This is a genomic window from Stieleria maiorica (assembly GCF_008035925.1).
GTDB classification, from domain to species: domain Bacteria; phylum Planctomycetota; class Planctomycetia; order Pirellulales; family Pirellulaceae; genus Stieleria; species Stieleria maiorica.
In genome coordinates this window covers 149,756-173,841 of sequence record NZ_CP036264.1, presented here as the reverse complement: position 1 = coordinate 173,841, position 24,086 = coordinate 149,756, and the positions used below count along the sequence as shown (strand labels likewise).

Sequence of the window (24,086 nt, the reverse complement as noted above, 5' to 3'; positions counted from 1 at the left end):
TCCCACGCTCTGGCAAGCGTAGCTACGTCGGGAACACACTGTCCAGCTACGCGTCTTCGGGATGCTTCCGAAACACAACGATTGCGAGAAAGAAGGCGGCGAAAATCAGGATCCCGCCCAACAGGAACGGTGCGCCGGCGAATTGGAACTCTGCTCCTTCGCGGGTGAAGTAACCGAACAGCCCGCTGGTGAACACGATCGGCGCGGCAATGCTGGTCAGCCCTTGCAGTGAGGTCAGCGCCCCCTGCACTTCACCGTGCTCGGTTTCATCGACCGTCTTGGTGATCAGACTTTGGATGGTCGGCCCGGCCAATCCGCCCAACGCCCCGACCGCTGCGATCACCGGCAGCATCCAGGCGGCGGTCGCAAACGCATAGCCGAAAAACGACACGGCGGAGATCACCGTGGCCATCAACAACACGTGGCGTTCACCGAACCGTTTGACGATCGGTCGCACCAGTCCGCCCTGCACGATGATTGCCAGAATTCCGACCCAGCCCAGGAACAACCCCACGGTCATCGCGTTCCAGTCGAACCGGAATTCCGAGAACAGCACGAAGACGTTCTCCAAACCGCGTTGGGCGAACGCCTTGAGCAGAAACACGGCGGCCAAGGCAGCCACCAGGGGATAACGCCGAAGCGTGCCGACGGCCCCCAGCGGTCTGGCGTTCCGCAGTGAAAACGCCCGACGTTTTTCCGGCGGCAACGATTCCGGCAGGATGAAGTAGCCGTACAACCAGTTCACCAACGCCAAGCCCGCGGTGACAAAGAACGGGACGCGAATGTCGATCGCCTCACCGAGCACACCACCCAGGGGTGGCCCGAAGGTGAACCCGAGTCCGAAGGCGGCGCCGACCAGACCGAAGTTTCGCGCCCGCGTGTCGTCATTGGAAATGTCCGCGATGTAGGCGTTGCCGACGGTGAAACTGGCGCCGAAGACGCCCGAAATCAATCGGGCCAGGAACAACAACCACAGGCTGTTGGCAAACCCTTGGATCATGAAATCGACGCCCAATCCGAACAGTGCGACCAACAAGATCGGCCGCCGACCGAATCGGTCCGAAAGCCCGCCCAGGATCGGCGCGAAAAAGAACTGCATCGTCGCGTAAGAGGCGACGATCAATCCGTAGTACCACGAGGCCCCCGACTCATCCAGCCCCGACAATTCTTGGACCAGTGCCGGCAACACCGGAATCACGATCCCGATACCCAGGATGTCGATAAACAACGTCACCCAGATGAACAGCATCCCGGGTTGGCGGCGCTTCGGCGGTTCGGCCGACGCGACGTCTCGGGGCGGGGGGACAGCGGGCGAGTCGGAAGCGGGCTGGGCGGAAGCGATCGCCGTGTCGTCGCCGGACGTTTCGTTCGGCTCAGGCTGATTCATGGGGGACGTTCGGGGGGAGGGTGGTCAGTCGGTCGCAGGACGCAAGCGTTGGGGGCCGCACGAACCGGCGGGACCCTCGCTTGCGAATCACCGCGTGGGGGCTAAGCCGCCAGATTCGTACCGACGTCGGTTCGATAGGCACTCGCCGCGGGCAAGATTCCCGCCAAGGCGGCCAGAATCAAAACGAGCGGGAAAATGTACCACTCATAGGCGCTGGTCGTTAGTATCCCGACTTGGACCCCCGTCCGATCTTCAATTTCACCGCTGAACGCCCAGATCGACGCATGTGCCAAAAACCACCCCGCCAGGGCACCGATCAACGCGACCAGAAAACTTTCCAACAGAATCACCCCCGTGACCGTCCCGCGGCGGGCTCCCAAGGCCCGCATCACCGCGATGTCTCGCCGCCGGTCGTTCATCGAGTTGTAGATCGCGACCAACACGCCGACGGCCGCCACGACACAGGTGATCAGCGTGATCACCAACAAGGCGGCCAACAACGGGCCGATGATCGCATTCATCAGTTTCGCGATCTCCCCGACCGGCGCCGCCGCCTGGCTCCGCAAACTCTCGTTGACTTGGTTTTCCAGCACCACGCCCATCATCGGCATGCCGGTCCGCACCAAGATCGACGTCACTTCGCGCTCGGGGATCGTCAACGGCATCGCTCCACCCGGATCGTCCGGAGCTTCACTCGGCGGCACGATCGTCTCCTCGCCGGTCAGCGGCTTGGCGTGGTTTTCCTGCAGATAAAACCCTTCCAAGTTCACGAACGTCGCTCGGTCATTGGGCGTTCCGGTCGGTGCCAAAACACCCACGACCGTGAACTTTTGGCCATGCCCTTTGCCTTCGGGGTCACCGTGTGTGGAGCTGAACGTGTCCCCGACAGACAGATTCATGTGCGCCGCGACGCGCGATCCCAGCACGGCTTCATAGTAACCGTAGTCGTCGGAATAGGACTCGAGCGCGCGGCCCTCGCGCATCGTGAAGGGTTCTTCCAGCGTCGGCCCGTGCCGCAGTTTTTCAAAGAAGTCCGGCGTGGTGCCGACCACACGGAACTCGCCCAGGTAATCGCCCAACGCCAACGGGATCGCATACCCGCCAGCGATCATCGGGTAGTAGACGCCGTCGCGCTCGCCGAGTGCCGGGTCGCCGCCGTACTTGCGAACCATTTCGGCGCGGGCCGGCGCGTCAAAGAACTCCATGTACTCGGTAAACGGCAGGTTCTCGATCGGTTGGCTCAAGTAGTAAACGCTATTGAGCGTCAGCTGCAGCGCGCTGCCTTTGGGACCGACGACCAGGTTGTAACCGACTTGCGCGTTGCGTGAAAACGCTTCGGTGACGATCCCAAAGACCGCCAGCACCATCACGACCAACGCCACACCCAAGGCCAGCGAAATCGTCGTCAAGACACTCGAAAGCGATCGATAGCAGAAGTTTCGCCAAGCGATTCGGAGCAGCCACATGATCAGGTTCTATTTCGGTTGGGCAGAGTTCGGATCGGCAGAGTGTTGTCGGTCGTCGTTACAGGGTCTGGAAAATACGATTCAGTTCATCCAGATGTTCGACGCGCTCGAACCGCTTGGTCACTTCCATCGAGTGGGTGACCATCATCAGAGCGATGTTCTCGTCGCGGCACGAGCCGATGATCAGGTCCAGCACGGTGTCGCTGCTGGCCGGATCGACGTTGGCGGTCGGTTCGTCGGCCAGCAACAGCTTGGGTTTACCGGCCAGTGCGCGTGCGATGGCGACGCGTTGCTGTTGCCCGACCGAAAGCTGGCTGGGACGATAGCTGGCGCGATCCGACAAGCCGACTTTGCCCAACAGGTCAAAGGCCCGTTCGGTGTCGATCGCACGGTTGCCGAACGCCATCCCCAGTTGGATGTTTTCGATCGCCGAGAACGCAGGCAACAGATTGAACGTTTGAAACACATAGCCGACCGTGGCGGCGCGACAGCGATCGCGGCCTTGTTCGGACAGCCGGGTCAATTCGATGCCGGCGACACGGATGCTGCCTGAATCGGGCGTCAGCAATCCGGCGATCAAATGCAGCAGCGTGGTCTTGCCGCCGCCACTTTGCCCGATCAACGCCATCTGCTCTCCGGCGTCGATCGTCAGCTCGGGGATATCCAGCACGGTCAACTTACCGCCACCGGGCTGGTCAAACGTCTTGATCACGTCGGTGAGCTTGAGCACCTCGGATGATTTCACAGTCGGTTGTTCGGTCACGGTTGGATCGGTGTGGGAGGGTCGGATGGCTGTCGTAGCGGAGGGTGTCAACGGCTTGTTGATTTTCCGAATCCAGGGTGCCTATGCTAGCCCGACGCGTGAGCGAGGGGCAGCGCGGCGTCCCCTCGCTGGCGCGTCGCGCCCGGAATCATTGCGCATGGATTTGGCATGTCGGATAAATCGACTAGCCGTCATGTCTTTCGACGGTCTCACATCGAGGACGAAACTCTTGGCGAGTTCCGATACCTCGATGACTCAAGTTCAACCCCGGCCGCGCATGGCGCGTTGCAGTCCGCGGTCGGAGTCGCGTTTCTTCAGTGTTTCTCGTTTGTCGTGCAGTTTCTTTCCCTTGACCAGCCCCATCACGCATTTGGCCAGGCCTCGGTCGTTGAAATAGACCCTCAAGGGGATCAGCGTCAGCCCCCGCTCGTGGGCCCGGCCGGCGAACTTATCGAACTCGCGGGCGTGCAGCAGCAGTTTTCGGGGGCGGCGCGGGTCGTGATTCCACATGCCGGCGTTGTTGTAATGGGCAATGTCCGCACCGATCAGCCACAGTTCGCGGTCTTTGACGCGAATGTGGGCCTCGTCCAGCGACAATTTGCCCTCCCGCATCGATTTGACTTCGCTGCCCATCAGCATCAACCCGCACTCGATCGAGTCCAATATCTCGTACCGATGGCGGGCCTTGCGGTTTTCCGAGACCATCGTGAATCCCGAGTCGGCTTTCTTGCCGGCCGCCGCACCTTTCTTTTTTGATTTTTTCTTGGCCATGGTGGGGGGATTGTATCCGGACTCGAGTCGTTAGCCATTGCCCTTGAGACAGACTCATTACAATACGGGACCCGAAAGGGTTCACTGTTTGTCCGCGCATCTCGCTCCGTGTTTGTCCATGGCCTTCCGATTACCCGTCGTCGCAGATCCTGAAATCCCCGTCGGAACCGCACTCAGCGGCAGCGGTCGCTTGCCCCGCTGGCTGAAACGCCCCATCCCCAAGAGCAACGCGAACCATATGACCGAGGGGTTGTTGGAGGAGTTGAAGCTGGAGACGGTGTGCGACAACGCCAAGTGCCCCAATCGGATGGAGTGCTACAGCCAGCAGACGGCGACGTTCATGATTTTGGGCAACGTCTGCACCCGACCCTGCGGGTTCTGTGCGGTCCACCGCGGGCGTCCGCCGGAGTTGCCCGAATCGGATGAACCCCAGCGTGTCGCCGAAGCCGCCGCGCGGTTGGGGCTCAAGCACGTCGTGATCACCAGCGTCACACGTGATGACCTGCCCGACGGAGGTGCCGACCACTTTTATCGCTGCGTGGTCGCGGTCCGCGAGCGCTCGGGTGCGACGACCGAAGTGCTGACGCCGGACTTCGTCGCCTGCAAAGACGCCTTGGCGCGGGTGATCCAGGCCAAGCCGACGGTGTTCAATCACAACATGGAAACCGTCCCGCGACTGTACCGCCGCGTGCGTGGTCCCAAAAGCGATTACCAATGGACGCTGGGCATGATGCGAAAGGTCAAAGAGTACGACGCGGAGGTGAAGACCAAGAGCGGCTTGATGCTGGGACTGGGGGAAGAACGCGGCGAGCTGCTCGACGCACTGGCGGACCTGCGCGAGTATGACGTCGACTTCCTGACGCTGGGCCAATACTTGCAACCGGGCGAAAAGTACCTGCCCGTGGTTCGCTACGTTCCGCCGGAAGAGTTCGAAGAACTCGGCGACATCGCCAAGGGCATGGGGTTCAAAAAAGTCGCCAGCGGCCCCTTCGTCCGCAGCAGCTACCACGCCCGCGACATGGCCGAAACGGACGTGTGACTCCGGCCCAGACAAGCAAGGGGTCAAAAAATGGGCTGGTCAAAAAATCGTCGGCATGGGGGATCGCGACAGTTGTGGCCCTCTCATTTTTTGACCACCCAATTCTTTGACCAACATTTCTCCATGACCGTCAAAGCAGGTTGACAGTTCGTCAGCACCAATCCTGCCAGCGGATCACCGCCTCACTTCATCGGCGAGTAATCGGTCGCCTTCATGTAGATCGATTCGGGTTTCTTTGCCAGGCCGCCGACGCCGGATTCTTGAGCCGCCTTTTTCCACGCCGGGTCGGATCCGAACGCCTTCCAGGATTGCTTGGCCGCGTCGGCGCTTTCGTGCTCGATGATGTAGATCAACGTGTCGGCGGAATCAGGCTCATCGGTCGGATGCCAGTAGGCGACGGACTTGATGCCGTGTTTGGCGAACAGATCGATCGTGTGGTCGCGGAACCGGGCGTCCAGTTTTCCGAGTTTGTCTTCGCGCGCTTTGTAGATCCGCAACTCGAACACGTCGTCTTCATCGCCCTCGGCGTTTTCATAGCTGGGCGAATAGTCGGTCGCCTCCATATAGATCGATTCGGGCGGCTCGGCCAATCGTCCGACGCCGGATTCGGCCGCCGCCTTCTTCCACTCGGGATCGGCAATGAAGGCTTTCCACGATTCGGCCGCGGCGTCACGACTGGCGTGTTTGATCACATAGATCAGCGTGTTCTTAGATGCTTCTTCGTCGGTGGGAACCCAGTAGCCGATCGATTCGATGCCGTGCTTTTGAAACAACCGCATCGTGTGGTCGCGAAAGCGGGCGTTGAGCGCATCCAGTTTGCCTTCGGCGGTCTTATAGATCCGCAGCTCATAAACGTCCGCGTGAGCGTCGGGCGCAGTGAGCAACAGGGCGGCAAGCCATCCGAAAGTGGCGACAAGAACGGTTACTCGAGACGACATCATGGCGGGATCCGGGTGTGGAGAAAAAGACATCAGTGGGGCAACAAGAATACCAGATCCCTGCCGCAGCAACCTGCGGCCGACAATTTTCCTACCCCACAATCTTATTGCCCCATCCGTCACGCCGCCTGCACATTGCAGAGAGATCCGGCCAGGAACAGAGAAGGTGGGAGGATGGGGTCAAAAAATGTGTTGGTCAAAAAATCGTCAGGCACGAGATGGTGATCGCTACAGCTGCGGCCCTCCCATTTTTTGACCACCCAATTTTTTGACCAACGAAACGGGATGTTCCGAATCCTCCCCATGTCCTGTCCCGGGGCTCGCAACGACCCTCTGTGCAACGAATCGGCTCAATCCTTTGGGATCACGGTTTGCAATGCCCCATTTGTATGGTCGATGACACCTGTTCCCGGAGGCCAATGAGGAAACCAGTCATCCTTGGTGCGAGCCGTTTTGGAAACGTTCTCGACTTCAAATCGATAGGCTAGCGAGCCGATGCCACCCACCTGTTCTTGGGCCAGCTGACCGGACTTAGGATACAGCGTGCCTTCAAACCGACCCAAGGATGTCACCTCGCATTTCAAGACCGGTTGATTGTCGTGGTAGATCACCTGCCGCAAGACGAGATGCTCCGCAGTATCCGAAATCTCTGCTTCGGCAAGCATCTCGTTGCCTGTCTTGGCTTCCAGTTGCAAAGTAGGCACACCTAAACGCTCACCCCGACCGACAACGCGGAATTTGAAAGGATGCTTGTCAAAAATCTTTCCGCTGGCATCCGCATACTGAGGGATTCCGTGTGGCCCAGACGTGAGAAATGCGTCGAATCGATTTTGATGGTACGCATGAGAACCTCTTTCATTTGCATAGATCAGGCCCTGAAGCCGCTGCCCCTTCAGTGATTCTTTGCGTTCGTATTCGCGATACTCCTTTCCATTCCAGCCAGCAAATCGCTGAAGCAGCGATGGATCAGCCGAATTGGATTCGTCACTTTTCTCGCGATAGGTAATAACGAGCCGATGGATCGTCTCGTCGGTGGCGTCCAACACCATGACATTTTGGAGTCCGAGTGATTTGCCGTCAGCGGTCACCAGGGTCGACTCGTAGTCAAATTCCCAGCCGCTATAGAGCTGGACTCGTTTCAAATGAACACGTGCCAAATCCTCGGCGGAGAGCTCCTCCGCGTCGCATGAAGCGGAAATGAGGATTAAGCAGAGTGAGGCGCATGGAATCAAGTGTCGAACCGCAGGCATTTCCGGTGTCTCCAATGATTTAAGCAGCAGAAGGCTGCCGGGGTTAACGTCAATCGCTAAGTTTGAGTGGGACCCGGTTGCTGAGCGCGCGAACGCTCGGAAGAAGTGGGCCCGCGCGGACCGTTCCTCTGGCGTCGGCCAATTCGACTTGCCGGGCAAGTTACACGCAGTCCGCAACGTCACTCAAAAAATGGCTGGACCGGAACGACGACCGAGTGTCCTGGTGTACCAGGCCAATGGTACGGCATCCAGGGTGTCCTGTCAACGAGGTCGTCGGGATATCGTTTGCCGTCACCGATGGGTAATCTCCACAGGCAGAACAACGGTCGCGTCACGCACCGACAGCGGACGAGGCTCGGTCGATCCCATTGGTTTGCTCACGACTGTTCCCCGCTTGTAGGGACTACCAGCGCGATGACCGAAATCAGATGCCCGGGGTCTGTCCCCGGTTGAGCAGGTCCAAGCCCTGGCCAACTTCAGCCGACAATCTTCCTACCCGCTGTCGCGCCGCCTACGCGTTCCAGACACACCGAGCAAGGAACCGAGAAGGAGAGAGAATGGGGTCAAAAAATGCTCAGGCACGAGGGTGTGATCGCTGCCGCTGCGGCCCTCCCATTTTTTGACCACTCAATTTTTTGACCAAACCATTTCTTCAGCCGGCGACCGCCTGCCATGCGTCACCTGAATAGACGATCAGCCCGGGGTCTGTCCCCGTGGGACCGGGGAGGTCATCTTGACTGCGCCTGGTGTCGAATTGATGACTCGCAAATGCCGCAAGAACCGTAAAATGCGTTCTTTTTCGGTTTGGCATTCAGGGTGCATCCAACGGTCATCTATGTAACTCCATCAGATCCCCGTTCCCGGAGTCTTATTGATGCTGATTCGCCTGTTCGCCTTGCCGGCCGCCCTACTCGCCCTGGCCCTCTGCTTGGCCAATTCCAGTGCCCAGCAACCGATCGTCGGCGGCTGAGCGCCGGCTCATTGGCAGGCGGCGTCTAGAACCCGTCGTGGTCGGCGCGATCGCGTTCGGCGATCGTCATTTTGTACATGTCGTGGATCAATTGAACATCGCATTCGCGTTGTTCCACGTTTCGACGCGAGAACATCCGTTGCTGGGTGCTGACCATGACTTCGGCCGGCAGCAAGGATTGTTGGCCGAACAGCCGCGCGTAGTTGACAAAACTGGGGACGTTGGACGTGGCGAAACCGTACAGCATGCTGCAGACGCCGATGACCTTGCCGGTAAAGATGCTGGTGTTGATGGCGGTTTTGCTGTAATCGCCCATGATGCAGCCGAGGAATTGCATGCCGGTGGCGATCTTTTCGTTCCCGTACTCGATGTTGATTTTGCCGTACGTGTTTTTGAGGTCGCTGTTGCACGTCCCGGCGCCCAGGTTGATCCAGCTGCCCAGGTAACTGTGTCCGAGAAAGCCGTGGTGTTGTTTGTTCGTGTAGGGCTCGATCACCGACGCTTCGACTTCACCGCCGATCTTGACGGTGTGCCCGAGAGAGACGCCGTCTTTCAGCGCGGCGTGTTCGATGATGCGTGTCCCGCGTCCGGCGTAGACCGGCCCGGCCAAAAAGCAAAACGGACCGACTTTGACGTTCTGGTCCAACAGGATCGGACCGTCGCTGGTATCGACGGCGGCGTATTGACCGATCGAAACGCCATCGGCGACGAACACACCGTCGGAGGTTTCGGTGTAGCCGCCGCGGCCGAGTCGCCACTGCATCGCGGCCGGCATTTCTTTCATGTGCCAGGCTACGACGTCATGCGGCCAATAGAACGCCGGCAGGTCGTCCGGGCTGATCGGCAGCGAGTCGGTCGGCAATTCGGCGGCGAGTTCCAGAAGCTGTCCGACGACTCCGTCATCGCTGAGCTTATCCAGATCGCCGACGGACTTGCGCGCCGGTTTTTGAAACGGCGAAATCGGCTCGGCGACGATCTCATCGGCGGCGGGCACCGCAGACTTCAAAATCGATGTTTCCCGGGCCGTCAGCCGGGCGGCCAAGATCGCGCCCGTGCGTTCGCATCGCAGCACCCCCGCCGTCGTGCTGTTGCACAGTGATTTCAGCGCCGCCAGCACGTCGACCCGGGGCACCAACCGCGCGTTGATCAACAGAACCTCTTGGCCTTGGACGGATTCCCGTGACGGCGCCGCAAGCTCTGACTCCAACCATTGGATCGGCGCCAAATACTTGCGGATCGCGACGGTCAATTCGCCAGGCAGATGTCTGAGCCAGTCGACCAACTGGTAACTGGCACAGGTGATCGCATAGGCCGGACGGGCGAGGGTGATCGGGTGTAGCCTGCTGACGGATTCGTCTTCGAAACAGATCAGTTTCATGGTGCGGTTTCTTGGCATGGCGTTGGGGTTGTATCGGTCGCGCAGTGTACCCGAACCGTCGCGATCTTCCGATGCGGTTTCGAGCGACGGGTGAGGCTCGGAGGCCGGATTCGCCGCCGCGGCGGGCTAGGGTTACTTACCTTGTAAACAACCCGATGTTCTGGTGATTGCCGATGTGTCGCCCCGATTCCCGCTCGCTCTGGCTGATCGCCCTCACGGCCGGCGGATGGTGGTTCGGCTCGGCAACGTGCCAGGACCCGACACCGGCAGCACTTCATGACGTGGCGTCGAGCCACAAGCCCGCCGCCGTCGTGATTCCAGATGGTGCAGTGCCGCACGATGAATTGGTCGGACTCGTCGCGGGGCTCGGATCCGAATCGTTCGCCACCCGTCACCGCGCGGAATCCAAGCTGATTGGCTATGCGATCGGCGACCAGTCGGTGGCCGAGCAGGTCAAAGCGTTGCTCCGCGACAATCCGTTTCCGCCCCAAGACATCGAATGCTATCTCTCCAAACGGCGATTGCTGAACCGGCTGGAAATGCGAGAACGCGACCTCTTGATGGAACGATTCTTGTATGATCCCGCCTTCGACCGAAGCTCGCTGCCTGGATGGGAACAGTTTCGCCAATGCGCGGGCGATACCCACGACGCCCGCTTGGTGTTTCGTTGTGCCGTCGAAGATCGTCTCGGCATCGGCCGCTTGCTGGCCGATGGGCCGACCGAAGCGGTGCGTCTGACGGAGTTGGAGACACTGGATCGACACGACAGCGCCGGGTGGTCGGTGGCACTGACGCTGGCGTGTCGACAACAGCGGACCGTCGCCGATCCCCAGACGGTGCGATTGGTCGCATTGCTGCGTCATCCGGGGACCGGGCCGGCCCCCTGGCGCGAGCATGAACAACGCGTGTTGTCGCGCATCATCGCCAGCCTGCTGACATCCACACCGATCGACCTGCGGGATCGATTGGTGATCGGATTGCGCTACGGATGCGACGACGTCGTCGAGTCAGATTGCCGATCCACATTGAACGATCCCGATGAATCGCCGTCACGGATCGTTGCCGCACTGTTGGCCGCATCGAAGCTGGATTTCGCGCCGACGGAAATCGACCAATGGATCACCAGCTATTCCGGCGACGATCGCGTCAGTCATGTTTGGCGTTCGATGATGCCGCCCAAGACGACGCATCGAACCCAAGTCCGCGACGTCGCGCTGGCGCTCAAGCTGCATCGCGCTGGGATCGATCCACGGACGCGAGGGTTTGACGCACTGGCGGCCGACCCGATCCTGGTCTTCCGCCCCTACAGTCTGGGATTCGAAACGGAATCCTCGCGCCGGCGAACCCATGCCAACCCGTAGCACACGCTGCCCGCGACATGCATCGGCAATTTGCAATGTTCAATTTGCAATTTGCAATTTGCAATCCACCTCGATCATGTCTCCCCTGCCAGTCGTCTACTTCAGTTAGTATTCAATTTATTCCGGTCCGTCGCCGTCCTCTCCGAGGTCGGCGTGAAGCAAAGCTTCGCTTTTGCGATCCGCCGAGTTCGGAGAACACGGCGACGCTCCCAACGCAGCGTCAATCCGAGAATTGAGCTGCGGTAGATTGCTGGTCATACACCAACTCCGGCGGGTCTACCCCGCGGCACGATCAATCCGGTCCATGATCGCTCGGCCGATGCCGATTCGATCGCAGCGGTCGATCACAATCAACTCACACTGCGTCGCGTCGGCCTGTCGGATCGCCGTGAACAGGTTCCGGGCGACTTCGTGCAAGTCACCGGACTGGCTGAGCGATCGATACCAGCCGAAAGCGGCGGCGTCCGTCTCCGACAGCGGCGCGAACGTAATTCGTGCCACTCGGGCCGGTTCGATTTCTCCGGGCTGCCAATTCTCGACCAGCCTCAGCGGCTTGGTCGGTGAATAGTGCTTGGCCAACATGCCGGGTGCCGGCATCGCGGCAGGTGGAGCGGTTTGATGGGAGCCGTCGGCGGGCGGGTTCTTTGGAGTGGCCTCGGGGACGATGACAGTGCCGAAGGTATTTCGCAGTTGTTCGACCGAGATGCTTCCCGGACGCAGCAGTTCCACCCCGTCACTTCGCAGACGGATGATCGTCGATTCCAAACCGCACTGGCACTCCCCGCCGTCCAAGATCATCGCGACTTTGTCGCCGAGCCCCTGCCGGACATGTTCGGCCGAAGTCGGGCTGACGTAGTTGGACGGGTTGGCGCTGGGCGCGGCGATGGGAAAGTCGCACGCGGCCAACAGGGCCCGCATCACCGGATGGCTGGGGACGCGGACGGCCACGGTCGGTGCCCCGGCAGTGACTTCATCGACCACATCAGCCGACCGGGGAACCACAACGGTCAACGGACCGGGCCAGAACGTCGCGGCGCGCTGCCACTGGTCGGCCAACCAATCGGGAGCATCGACGCGGACCCAGCGGCGGGCCGACTGGTCCGATTCGACGTGGATGATCAGCGGGTTGTTGGCCGGTCGCCCTTTGGCTTGAAAGATCTTTCGAACCGCAACGGGATTGGTGGCATCGGCGGCCAAGCCGTAAACGGTTTCGGTGGGCACGCCGACCAATTGTCCGTCGGCGAGCAGTTTGGCGGCTTCTGCGATCGAAGCGGCCGAGGCGGATTGGATCTTGGAATCGGCCACGGGACGCTCAGCCGATCACATCGCGTTGCATCGTCGTCAATTCGGCGATCCCCTTGCGGGCCATCGCCAGCATCGAGGCCAATTGGTCGTCGTCGAAGGTGGCTTCTTCGCCGGTGCCCTGGATTTCGACGAATTTGCCGCTGCCGGTCATGACCACGTTCATGTCGACGTCGGCGGCGAAATCGAGTTCGTAGTCGAGATCCAGTTTGACGGTGTCCTTGATCACGCCCACACTGATCGCAGCGATGGAGTCGCGGAGCGGGCCTTCGCCGATCTTTGCATCGGGTAATTCATTCATGACGGCTTTGGCCAGCGCGATGAATCCGCCGGTGATCGACGCAGTTCGCGTTCCGCCGTCGGCTTGCAAAACGTCACAATCGACGACGATGGACCGTTCGCCGAGTGCTTTCAGATCCACGACGGCACGCAACGAGCGGCCGATCAAACGCTGGATTTCTGTCGTGCGTCCGTCGACCTTGCTGCGTTCACGTCGCTTCCGCGGCACGGTGCTGCCGGGCAACATGTTGTACTCCGCGGTGACCCAGCCCTTGCCCTTGCCTTCCATCCACGGCGGAACACTCGGTTCCACCGAAGCGGTGCACAGGACGATCGTGTTGCCGGATTTGTAGAGGACGTTGGCGGGATGGTGGGCGAGGTAGCCGAGTTGGATCTCGACCGGACGGAGTTGGTCGTCGGGACGCATGGAGGGGTTGTGTGGGGTGGTGGGTAGAAACGGGGCGTCCGAGTCGCTCGCCGGAACGTCAGGTCCTGATCGAGGCGGTATCGGCGATGTGCACAGAATCGCACTCATCGTAGATCAAACGTAGCTACCTTCGCCAGAAGGTGGTTCCGCTGTGGTGCTCCACGCTCTGGCGAGCGTCGCTACGTCCGAGTTTCTCAACGGACGTGTTTGCTGATCCAATCCCGGCCGAGCAGCCAGACCAGCAGGCCCTTCTGGGCGTGCATCCGGTTTCCGGCCTGACGGACGATGTCGCTTTGATCCCCGTCGATCACCTCGTCGGTGATTTCTTCGCCACGGACGGCCGGCAGGCAATGCAGGACGCGGGCCGTCGAAGGAGCGGCGTCGAGCAATGTCTTGTCCAGCTGGAACGGTTTGAAGGCCTGGCGGCGCGCGACCACCTCGGCCTCTTGCCCCATGCTGGTCCAAACATCGGTGTAGATCGCATCGGCCGTTTTGACGGCGGCGGCGGGATCATGCAACGTTTCGATTTGGGCGTTCGGATAGCTGGCATTGATCTTTGCCAACCAATCCGCATCCATCTCGTAGCCTTCGGGACAGGCCAATGTGAATCGCATTTGCAACATCGCACAGATCAGCGCCAGGGACTGTGACACGTTGTTGCCATCACCGACGAACACGAGATGTTTGCCGGCGTAGGAGCCGAACGCCTCTTCGATCGTCAAGACGTCCGCCAATGCTTGGCAGGGATGACACAGGTCGGTCAGGCCGTTGATGACCGGCATGGCGTCAAAACTGGCCAACAATTCGACCTGGGCGTGCTGCTTGGCACGACACACGACGGCGTCGACGAATTGGCCGAGCACGTTGGTAAAGTCGGACGGTGACTCGCGTTTTCCCCAGCCGACATCGGAACCGAGAAACAGACTCTCGCCGCCCAGCTGTGCCATCCCCGCCTCGAAACTGACTCGGGTGCGCAGACTCGGTTTTTCAAACAGCAGTGCGATGACTTTGTTTTTCAAGATGTTGGGACGATCACCGGCGGCCAACTTTTGTTTGACGACGCCGGCTGTCCTCAGAATCAGCTTCAAGTCGTCGGGACTGATGTCGAACAGGGATAGGAAGTGTTGCATGAGAAGAACGGCTCACTTGCCAGCGTGATGAGAAACGTGCATTGGCACGACAAGGTTAGTTACTTGTAGATTTCGGTACCGACGCCTTCGGAGGTGTAGATTTCCAACAGCAGCGAATGTCGCAATCGTCCGTCGACAATGTGCACCTTGCCGACGCCTCGGCCGAGCGTTTCCAAACACGCTTCGACTTTGGGAATCATACCCGAGGCGATGTGTCCGGAGTCGATCAAGGCGCGGGCTTCGGTTTCGCTGAGCGAGTGGATGATCGTGTCGGGATCATCCTTGTCCATGCGAACGCCGTTGACATCGGAAAGGAAAACGAGCTTTTCGGCCCCGAGCGCCTGGGCAACCGCCATCGCCGCGGTGTCCGCATTGACGTTGTAACCACGCCCATCTTTGCCTTCGCAAAAACTGGGGATCACCGGGACCTGGTCGGTGTACAACAGCCCTTCGATGACGCTGCGGTCGACTTCGGTCACCCGGCCGACGTGCCCCAAGTCTTCGCCGCTGTCGAGTTTCAACTGCTCGCCGAACAACACGTTGGTGCTGTGCACCGACAGATTCATCGCCCGGCCGCCGAGCCGTTCGATCTCGTCGGTCAAAAACTGATTGACCTCACCGGCCAACACCCTGCGGACGACCTCCAGCGTCGAATCGTCGGTGTAGCGGCGGCCGTGAATGAACTTCGGTTCGACGTTGGATTCGGCCAAGGCACGGTTGATCGCTTTCCCCCCGCCGTGGACGACGACCGGCTTCATGCCCACCGTTTCCATAAAAATCACATCCAACAAGATGTGCATCAGGGCATTTTCGTCATCCAGGACGCTGCCGCCCAGCTTGATCACGGTCGTCTTGCCGCGGAACTTGCGAATCCATCCCATCGCTTCGATGAGGGTATCTGCTTTGGCAATCGCTTCTTGCACGCGGGAGACTCCAAACCGTGGGAAGGTTAAACTGTGCATGTCGAAATGGGCGAAACGAAAAACGGACCATGCTAGGTGCCCGCCCGATGGGGGTCAATTGCGTGCCGGCCCGATGGCCCCAGGTATCTGGAAAGAACCGCGCCGCCGACCAAATCCCGGCCCCCTCGTGCATCCTTTGGAGAAGAAATCTTGATGAAAAAAGCGAATGTCGTCGTCGTCGGCGGGGGGCAAATGGGACGCGCCCTGGTCGGCGGAATGCTCGCCTCCGGTTTCGCTGCGGCCGACCAATTGACGATCATCGACCCCAACCCCGAATGCCGGCAGTGGTGGGCCCAGCAACACCCGGACGTCGCCACGGGCGAGCAAGTCCGTGACCACGCCGCCGGGACAGACGTCTTTTTGCTGGCCGTTAAACCGTATCTGGTTCCCGACGTCGCCGCGGGAATCGCAAAAACGGTCGACCGGCCCACGCTGGTCGTTTCGATCGCCGCGGGCGTCCCGCTGAAAACGCTCTGCGACCACGCCGGCCACCAGCGTGTCATCCGCGTAATGCCCAACACACCCAGCCTGGTCGGTGCGGGGGCGAGCGCGTTTTGCGTCGCCGCGGGCGTCACCGACGAGGATTGTCAGTGGATCCGGCAAGCACTGGCGGGCGTCGGAACAGTCGCCCAGGTCGCCGAAAACCAAATGGACGCGGTGACCGGATTAAGCGGTTCCGGACCGGCCTACATCTGCTTGGTGATCGAAGCCCTGGCCGATGGCGGCGTGCTGGCCGGGTTGCCCCGACCGCTGGCGATGACGCTGGCCGCCCAAACGGTCCTGGGCACCGCCAAGATGGTGATGGAAACCGGACGTCATCCCGGCGAACTCAAGGACGCCGTCGCCAGCCCCGGGGGCACCACCATCGCCGCACTGAAAGTTCTCGAGGAGAAGGGGCTGCGGGCCGCACTGATCAACGCGGTCGAAACGAGCGCCCGACGAAGCGGGGAGTTGGGTTGATTTCAGGTTTCAAGTTTTGGCCTCGTTCCGGCGACTTCGCCTGGGAACAGGCGGAAAGGTCAAAAACTTTGGTGGTCAAAAAATGACGGGCGGTCGCCCGACCGCCGCAAGCGACTCCCCTGGGGTTTTCCCATTTTTCGACCAGCCCATTTTTTGACCAACCCATCTTCCAGCCAGCCGGCAACTGACTTGGAACTTGAAACTCGAAACCTGAAACTCTCCTAAAGCTCCAAGAACAGCCGCGCCGGGTCTTCGATCACTTCTTTGATGGTGCGCAAGAAGCTGACGGCTTCGCGTCCGTCGACGATGCGGTGATCGTAGGTCAGCGCGACGTACATCATCGGCCGGATTTCGACTTTGCCGTCGATCGCCACGGGACGATCTTGGATCGAGTGCAGTCCCAGGATGCCGCTTTGCGGCGGATTGACGATCGGGGTGCTCAGCAGCGACCCGTAGATCCCACCGTTGCTGATCGTGAACGTTCCGCCGATCAGGTCTTCGGCTTGCAACCGGTTTTCGACCGCTTGTTTGGAAAAGTCGGCGATGGTCCATTCGATTTCGGCAAACGACAGGCGTTCGGTGTTGCGGACGATCGGCACGACCAATCCCTTGCCGCCGCCCATCGCGATCCCGATGTCCTGGTAATTGCGATAGATCGCGCTGTCGTCGCGGATTTCCGCGTTGACCGCCGGGAATCGTCGCAGCGCTTCGACGCTGGCCTTGGCAAAGAACGACATGAAACCGAGCTTGACGCCGTGCTTTTCCTGGAAGGCGTCCTTGTACTTTTTGCGCAGATCCATCACGGGCTTCATGTCGATTTCGTTGAACGTCGTCAACAAGGCCGCGGTTTGTTGGGCGCTGACCAGCCGCGACGCGATCGTGCGGCGGAGCATGCTGAGCGGTTTGACCTCTTCGCTGCGATCGGGCGCGCCGGTCACCAGAGTGCTGGCCGGTTTGCTGGCCGCGACGGCGGTCGAAGTGGCGGGTTTTGACGCCGGGGGCTTCTCCGCTGGTTTCGGCTTGGATGCTGCGCCGCCCTGTTCGAGAAACTTCAGGACGTCTTCTTTGAGCAGCCGGCTGCCGGGTCCGGTTGCGGGGACATCGGATGCGGACAGCCCGTTTTCATCCAGCAGGCGTTGGGCAGCCGGCATCACAAAACTGGCGTCGGAGCCGGCGGAGGTCGCCGCCGAGCTGGACTGCGCCGCATCATTTCCGCCGCCGGACGTGCCGGCGTCTCCGTCGGGGCGTGGGGCGACGCGAATCTTTGCGATCACCTCGCCGATCTCGGCAAAGTCTTCGGATTCCTTGCTGATGTTTTCCAGGAATCCGGCGGCCGGCGCGGGCAGTTGAACCGAGGCCTTCTCCGTTTCGATCTCGACAAGATCTTCGCCCTCGTCGACCCAATCGCCTTCGGATTTGATCCAGGTGCCCAGTTGGACTTCGGTGATGGATTCACCCACGGTCGGCACTTCGACGTCTACGATTTCGCTCACGGTTTCCGGCTTCCCAAACAGGATTGGACTTCGACATTGGTTTCTCAGGCTGCGTCGCCGAGCGACGGGCCGCCGACAGGATAACCAGCCGGGGTCGCAGTGTCATCGACGGGGCCGCGGAGAATTGCCGCCCCTTGCTCGCGCTGCGGGCGAGTAAATCAACAAAACCGTCAGCCGCGGAGCATGCGAATCAAGTCGTCGTTGGACAGTTTGGCGGCCGCCTCGGTCCCCTCCATCACGCCGGCGACCAGATCGCGTTTGGATTCGTGCAGCGCCAGAATCTCTTCTTCGATCGTGCCCCGGGCGACGATCCGGTACACCATCACGGGTTTGTCTTGCCCCATCCGGTGGGCCCGGTCGGTCGCCTGGTCTTCGACGGCCGGATTCCACCAGGGGTCCATGTGGATCACGTAGTCGGCCGCGGTCAGATTCAGCCCGGTTCCGCCGGCTTTCAGCGAGATCAGGAAGACATCGGCGCTGCCGGATTGGAATTCGTCGACGGCCACCTGGCGGGCCTTGGCCGGCGTCGATCCGTCCAAGTACTGGTAGCTGAATCCACGCTCCTCGAGCGCCCGGCGGATCAAACCCAAGTGTTCGGTGAATTGGCTGAACACCAGCGCCCGGTGACCTTCCTCGCGCAGGCTGTCCAGCGTTTCACAGAGCTGGTCCAGCTTGGCCGACGAATCGGTCCACTGCTCGTTGACCAAACCCGCATGGCAGGCGATTTGCCGCAACCGGGTCATCAGCGCGAGGATCTTGAAGCGTTGATCCTGGATGTGTGGCAGGGCTTCGATCGAATCGATTTCGCCGATCGCCGCCAAACGCACCTTCTCGTACTCGGCGCGTTCGGCCGGACTCAAGTCGACGTACAGGTTCATCTCGGTACGGGGCGGCAATTCCGTCAACACTTCGGATTTGGTCCGCCGCAACACGAAGGGTTTCAATCGTTCGGCCAATGCCCGCCGCGCCGGCTGGCTGCCTTCCTTTTCGATCGGGGCGGCGAAGCGTTTGCGAAAATGCTCCCAGCCGCCGAAGACACCCGGCGACACGACGTGGAACAGGCTCCACAATTCACCGAGATGGTTTTCCACCGGCGTTCCCGTCAGCGCGACCGTCCAGTCGGCGTCGATCCCGGCGATCGCCTTGCTGGTTTTGCTGCGGCTGTTCTTGATCGCCTGGGCTTCGTCCAACACCATCGTTGACCAATTCACACCGGCAAGCGCCTCGGCATCTCGCAGCGCCAATCCGTAGCTGCAGATCACCAGGGAACCAGGGCCGACCGATGGCAGGAACTCGCCGCGTTCGGTTTCTCGGTACAAGTGAACGTCCAAACCGGGTGCGAATCGCTCGGCTTCACGCTGCCAATTGAATCCGACACTGGTCGGCGCGATCACCAGCGCCGGGCCGTCGGCGGATCGATCCAACAGGACGGCCAGGGTTTGCAGAGTTTTGCCCAGCCCCATGTCGTCGGCCAAGATCCCGCCGACGCCCCACTCGGCCAATTTCCGCAGCCACTTGAAGCCGTCGACCTGGTAGTCCCGCAAATCGGCATCCAAGCCTTTCGGCACGGCCGGGTCAAGCTTTTCCGCTTTGGCCAGACGTTTGACGCACTTCTCCCACGCCCGACTGGCTTTAACGGCGACGTCGGCATCGACCAGTTCGCGGATCGCCGGGGCCGCGGTCGCGTCCAGTTTAAGCGTCTTGCGATCGGTGTGCGTTGCCGCCTGCAGTCGCTTGAGCCGCTGACGCAGCCCCGCGGAGATCCTAGCCCACTGCCCGTCGGCCAGTTTGATGTAATCGCCGATGCCCGTTTGATCGTCGTCGGGAAGCCCGTTGATCAAGTCGCCCAGCGGCATCGAATGTTCGCCGAACGTGCATTCCCCGGTGATTCCGAACCAGTTGCGTTTGTTGGTGATGTCGACCTTGACGTTGCTGCTGGACAGATTGCCGAGCACCGTGACCGGCTTCTCACCCGTGCGGTCCCACAAAACTTCGACGTCGCTTTCGGGCGATTGCAGGTCCTCGATCAAGCGTAACGCGACACCGAAATCTTCGATCGTCCCGAACCCGTCTTCGGGATCGATCGACAATCCCCAACGAGCAAGCAACCGGTCGATCTGTTCGGATTCGTGCGTCACCGTGCGAACGAGCTGCACTTTCTGACCGTCAATCTCGGTGGCCACCACCATCGGATCGGACAACGGACGCCGCAACACCCCGGCGGCGTCGCGGATACGGATCCCGAAATCCAGCCGACCGTCGGCACGGCTGCGCAGCAGAATCGCCGGACGGCCTTCGGCCAACCGGATCGTGCCCGCGGTCGAAGGCGGCAACAGAACGGACAACCGCTTCTGAAACTTGACCAACGGCTGAACTAACTCTTCGAGACGATTCCGGGAAACCGGCGGCAATTGAACCAGGGAACGAATCAAATCGGATTCCGCCTCGGTCGCGTGGCCGATCAGGATCCTGTTGTTCTGCAAATCGAATCGCAAGAAGGCTTCGCGGGAGACGATCACTTGGGTAAGGAACGTTCCGCCCATTTCGTCGCAGAACAAAATGCGAAAGCTGTCGTCGGCAGATCCGATGGCAAGATAATTCGGATAGGTTTGCACACGGATCGGTTCGCGGTCCCAGGCGACATTGTCCTGCCCGACCAACTGTTCGAGCGCGGCCACCGGATCCAATTCGTACCCGTACTGACTGTAGTAGCTTGTGTTCCGTTCGATCAGGCCCACCACCCGCTGGTCGGCTTCGGACAGCGGAATCGAACGATCGTTTAGCAAGTGGTCTAATCGAATCTTTTTGCCTTTGGTGTACCCGTCACCACGTTTCTTTTTTTGCTGAAGCAGTGGCTGGATCGACAGGTACCCCCCACGACTCTCACTGAAATCCCACAGCACGCGCTGCGGAACCGACTCGGCAAGCGGCGGCAGCAAATCGTCATCGCGATCGACGACGTCCGAAAACAGGTCGTTCTGGTCGGCAACGATCTGATTCAGCTGAGCGATGGCGATCGCCGAGGGGTCCGGCAGAAACGATTCCCGCGGCGGTTCCTCCGACAGCATCTGGTCACGCTCGATCTTGGCCCGCAAGCTCCGATCCTGATCCAGTTGCTCGATCGCGTGAATAATGAATTGATAGCAATGCAAACAGGGGTCCATCCCCTCGGATTCCTCGCAGTTGCATCCGGCCGGCGAAGATTCCTCGTCAACGGACAAGTAGACGTTGTGGACCTTCCCATCCTTGCTCCACGTCCCCTGCATTTCTCCGCAGTCATACACCCGATCGATTCGAATATCCGCCCGCGTGGACCGCTCCCTTTTCGAGCGAACATGCGCGGTTTGCACCGAACCGGGAAACTGCCCCTTGAGCTCTCGCAGCCAGTCGATCCACGACTTGGGATCCAGAGCATCAAATTCCGGTTCGTCGAACCAATCGCCGTCGTCGCCGAAGAGCGACATCAACTGACCTAGATCCCCGGAATTGCGTCGCGACGCGAGGACTTTCCGAAGTTTTTCCACTTGGCTTTGAGATCGCGACACGTTGAACTCCGTTTCGGGTGATGGGGGCGTCAGGCGAGTAGCAATTTAACACCGGCCGCTCATTCAGACGAGTTCGTTACCGACTGGTCGGCGAAATCCTGCTTCACCCGCATCGGGACCGCGATTTTCCGCAGTCGAAACTCGCGGAACAGCAGGATCAGATTGATTGCTAGCACCCCCGACCCCACCGCTAGGATCAAAATCGCCACCTCCGCCGGCAACCCCCGCGAGCTAAACGCTTCATTCCAAGTCCACATCCAGTTGCTCGCATGCAGTGCGGAATAGTTCATGGAGATGCGACCTTGCAGAGCGACATCGATGATCGCCGGCACGATCACCCCCATGAAATAGACGACGATCGCCGCAACCAGGGGGGCGACAAAGGAAGGGCCGAACCGCTTCAAAAAAGGCATCGACAGCAACCGAATCGCACCCAAATACCCCAGCAGGTACCCGGTCATCATCGCCGCAAAACTCAGCACCGGTGTGTCCGGCCCTGTCGCTCGCGCCGCCCCCATCTGGCTGCCGAAAACCGCCACGCCGGCCAGCACCACCAGCCCTGCCACACCGGTCGCGACGACGAACATGAATCCGGTCCCCGGTCCGGGCATCCACCACGTGAACAACATGCGGGTCGCGTAGGTCGCCGGCAGACCGCGGCGGACGCGGGGGCTGAGCTCCGACGACTCGCCGCACATGAACATCCCGACCAGCAACCAGAAGATCCCCAAGTACAACAAACCATCGTTGATCCATTCGAGGTCGCCGGTCGCCCAGGCGGCATACGCGATCGTCACCACCCAGATCGCTTGCTGGCAAAACAAAATCACTCGCAACCGCGTCGATCGGTTCTCGGTGACCGGGGCGATCCGAGCCGCCGCTGCGGCAACGAACAGGACCACAAACGACGCCGCAACGGTGAACGAGGACAGAAACCCAAACCAGGTTCCACTCCATTGCTCCGGCAGGACCATCGAAAACACGAATCCACAGCACACAAATTCGACGAATACGATGAACGCGACCAAGGCGACCAGCAGAAACGTTTGCAACGTTCGCCCCTTGGCCAACGTCGACAGCACCAGCGCCAACGCGGTCAAAACCATCGCGGTGATAAAGATGATGGCGACCACCAAGACGATGGTCAGCAACCCGATCCCGCGCAGCAGATAACAAAACGCCAAACAGGGCACGATCGCGGAAAAGTAGATCAACATCTGCAGCACGGCACTGTTCATCTTGCCCGACACGATCCCCCAGGCCGTCAGCCGCGTGATCGCCAACATCTCGTACGTGCCTTCATCCAATTCGGCCGCCAGGGACCGAAACGCCACCAAGGGGACGAAGGCGAACATCGAAATCGACAGGATCAAAAAGTAGCCGATCATCATCGTGTCGCCGGTCGGGATGTAATAAACATCCGGCGCGTTGAACACGATCCCCATGATCGTCCAAGCACACGACGCGGCCAGCAAGCAAAAGAACGTGATCAGGAACTGTTTGCTCTTGAGCGATTGACGGGCTTCCTTGACCAGAATCGGATTCAACAAGCTCGTCAGCCGCTCGGTCGCCCGGTCGATCCAACCCCACCACCCGCTGCCCTCGGGGTCGAGCGCAAGGGCCGGATAGGGGAACGCCTGACCGCCGCCGCCGAGTGAAAGCGTCGCATCGACCGACGACGACGGATCTCCATCGGCCGGCGTCGTGGTATCGCCCCGGTCGGGTATATGCGACTCGGTCATTGCACGTGCCCCGCAGTGACCTTCAAAAACAAATCCTCCAGCGACTCGTCGACCAGCCGGTATTCCAGCACGTTGACACGGGCGTCGCACAGGCGATGCAGCACGTCGATCTGGCGATCACGTTTCCCGTCGATGCGAAACCGCAACGAGCCGCCCAGCTCGACAACTTCCGAGACATCCTCCGATTGCTCCAAGACGTTCTTCGCCGTTTCCGTTTCTCCGTCGATGACGACGATGATTTCCAGATGCGGCTTCGAGTTGCCTTTCAAACCGGCCACGGTGTCGTTGGCCAGCAAGCGCCCCTGTTCGATGATCCCGACCCGATCACACATCTCGGCCAATTCGCTCAAGATGTGGCTGCTGATCAGAATCGTCTTTCCGTCGGCCGCCAGAGATCGAATGATGTGTCGCAATTCGATCCGAGCGCGGGGGTCCAATCCGGCGGCGGGTTCGTCCAGGATCAGCACGGATGGATCGTGGATCAGTGCCCGCCCCAAACACAGGCGTTGCCGCATCCCTTTACTCAAACCGGTGATCGGTTTTTCGGCCATCGATCGCAGGCCCGTAAAGTCCATCACCCAGCGGATCCGACGCGTCCGCTCTCGTCCGACCAGACCGTTGGACCGCGCGAAGAAGTCCAGGTACTCCGCACAATTCGTGTCGCTGTAGGAACCGAAGGAGTCGGGCATGAACCCCAGCCGTCGGCGGACGCGGTCGGGGTCGTTGACCGAGGACAGGCCTTCGACAAACGCATCGCCATCGCTGGGCAACTCCAACGTGGCCAGAATCCGCATGCTGGTCGTCTTGCCGGCTCCGTTGGGACCGATGTAGCCGAACACGCTGCCGCGGGGCACCATAAACGACACATGGTCGACCGCGCGGGTGTTGCCGAACAGCCGCGTCACGTCTTGCAATTCGATCAT

At 60.4% G+C, this 24,086-nt stretch carries 18 protein-coding genes; 3 read left to right on the top strand and 15 right to left on the bottom strand.

Features of this window, described 5'->3' with window-relative positions; all coding sequences use genetic code 11:
- Positions 1–46: 46 nt before the first annotated feature.
- The 4 genes from Mal15_RS00650 to smpB form a co-directional block, all read right to left on the bottom strand.
- Entirely contained in the window at positions 47–1,387 is a 1,341-nt protein-coding gene (locus Mal15_RS00650; protein WP_233903210.1) for a TCR/Tet family MFS transporter, read from the bottom strand.
- 101 nt (positions 1,388–1,488) lie between these two features.
- Positions 1,489–2,853, bottom strand: a complete 1,365-nt coding sequence (locus Mal15_RS00645) for an ABC transporter permease (RefSeq protein ID WP_147865975.1) — start codon at positions 2,851–2,853, stop codon at positions 1,489–1,491.
- Positions 2,854–2,911: 58 nt separating this feature from the next.
- A complete protein-coding gene (locus Mal15_RS00640) occupies positions 2,912–3,616 on the bottom strand; it encodes an ABC transporter ATP-binding protein (RefSeq protein ID WP_233903209.1) in 705 nt (234 codons plus the stop codon).
- Positions 3,617–3,877: 261 nt separating this feature from the next.
- Positions 3,878–4,387, bottom strand: coding sequence for an SsrA-binding protein SmpB (gene smpB, locus Mal15_RS00635; RefSeq protein ID WP_147865974.1), 510 nt, complete (start codon positions 4,385–4,387; stop codon positions 3,878–3,880).
- 118 nt (positions 4,388–4,505) lie between these two features.
- Here smpB and lipA point away from each other — a divergent pair, with 118 nt between their 5' ends.
- On the top strand, positions 4,506–5,426 hold the full coding sequence (lipA, locus tag Mal15_RS00630; RefSeq protein WP_147865973.1) for a lipoyl synthase: 921 nt from the start codon (positions 4,506–4,508) through the stop codon (positions 5,424–5,426).
- 182 nt (positions 5,427–5,608) lie between these two features.
- On the opposite strand, the gene Mal15_RS00625 is transcribed toward lipA, so the two are convergent.
- From Mal15_RS00625 to Mal15_RS00615, 3 genes are all read right to left on the bottom strand, one after another.
- Positions 5,609–6,367, bottom strand: a complete 759-nt coding sequence (locus Mal15_RS00625) for an NIPSNAP family protein (protein ID WP_167546548.1) — start codon at positions 6,365–6,367, stop codon at positions 5,609–5,611.
- A 347-nt stretch (positions 6,368–6,714) separates the two neighbouring features.
- Positions 6,715–7,614, bottom strand: a complete 900-nt coding sequence (locus tag Mal15_RS00620) for a hypothetical protein (protein WP_147865971.1) — start codon at positions 7,612–7,614, stop codon at positions 6,715–6,717.
- Between the two features lie 995 nt (positions 7,615–8,609).
- Complete coding sequence (locus Mal15_RS00615) at positions 8,610–9,962, bottom strand: putative sugar nucleotidyl transferase (RefSeq protein WP_147865970.1); 1,353 nt, start codon at positions 9,960–9,962, stop codon at positions 8,610–8,612.
- Between the two features lie 173 nt (positions 9,963–10,135).
- Between Mal15_RS00615 and Mal15_RS00610 the strand changes: the two genes are divergently transcribed.
- Entirely contained in the window at positions 10,136–11,323 is a 1,188-nt protein-coding gene (locus Mal15_RS00610; RefSeq protein ID WP_147865969.1) for a hypothetical protein, read from the top strand.
- A gap of 276 nt (positions 11,324–11,599) precedes the next feature.
- Here the strand turns inward: Mal15_RS00610 and Mal15_RS00605 are convergent, their stop codons facing one another.
- The 4 genes from Mal15_RS00605 to argB form a co-directional block, all read right to left on the bottom strand.
- Positions 11,600–12,628, bottom strand: a complete 1,029-nt coding sequence (locus tag Mal15_RS00605; RefSeq protein ID WP_147865968.1) for an L-threonylcarbamoyladenylate synthase — start codon at positions 12,626–12,628, stop codon at positions 11,600–11,602.
- 7 nt (positions 12,629–12,635) lie between these two features.
- Positions 12,636–13,331: a ribonuclease PH gene (rph, locus tag Mal15_RS00600; protein WP_147865967.1), complete on the bottom strand. Its 696-nt coding sequence runs from the start codon at positions 13,329–13,331 to the stop codon at positions 12,636–12,638.
- 194 nt (positions 13,332–13,525) lie between these two features.
- On the bottom strand, positions 13,526–14,461 hold the full coding sequence (gene argF / locus Mal15_RS00595; protein ID WP_147865966.1) for an ornithine carbamoyltransferase: 936 nt from the start codon (positions 14,459–14,461) through the stop codon (positions 13,526–13,528).
- Between the two features lie 59 nt (positions 14,462–14,520).
- Positions 14,521–15,384, bottom strand: coding sequence for an acetylglutamate kinase (gene argB / locus Mal15_RS00590; RefSeq protein ID WP_147871781.1), 864 nt, complete (start codon positions 15,382–15,384; stop codon positions 14,521–14,523).
- A gap of 192 nt (positions 15,385–15,576) precedes the next feature.
- On the opposite strand from argB, the gene proC reads away from it, so the two are divergent.
- Positions 15,577–16,383: a pyrroline-5-carboxylate reductase gene (gene proC / locus Mal15_RS00585; RefSeq protein WP_147865965.1), complete on the top strand. Its 807-nt coding sequence runs from the start codon at positions 15,577–15,579 to the stop codon at positions 16,381–16,383.
- A 221-nt stretch (positions 16,384–16,604) separates the two neighbouring features.
- Here the strand turns inward: proC and odhB are convergent, their stop codons facing one another.
- From odhB to Mal15_RS00565, 4 genes are all read right to left on the bottom strand, one after another.
- Positions 16,605–17,876 carry a 2-oxoglutarate dehydrogenase complex dihydrolipoyllysine-residue succinyltransferase gene (gene odhB / locus Mal15_RS00580; RefSeq protein WP_147865964.1) on the bottom strand — a complete coding sequence of 424 codons (1,272 nt, stop codon included), beginning with the start codon at positions 17,874–17,876 and terminating at the stop codon, positions 16,605–16,607.
- A gap of 170 nt (positions 17,877–18,046) precedes the next feature.
- Positions 18,047–21,421, bottom strand: a complete 3,375-nt coding sequence (locus tag Mal15_RS00575) for a DEAD/DEAH box helicase (RefSeq protein WP_233903208.1) — start codon at positions 21,419–21,421, stop codon at positions 18,047–18,049.
- A gap of 59 nt (positions 21,422–21,480) precedes the next feature.
- A complete protein-coding gene (locus Mal15_RS00570; protein WP_147865963.1) occupies positions 21,481–23,163 on the bottom strand; it encodes an ABC transporter permease in 1,683 nt (560 codons plus the stop codon).
- Complete coding sequence (locus tag Mal15_RS00565) at positions 23,160–24,086, bottom strand: ABC transporter ATP-binding protein (RefSeq protein WP_147871779.1); 927 nt, start codon at positions 24,084–24,086, stop codon at positions 23,160–23,162. The genes Mal15_RS00570 and Mal15_RS00565 overlap by 4 nt, the downstream gene beginning before the upstream one ends.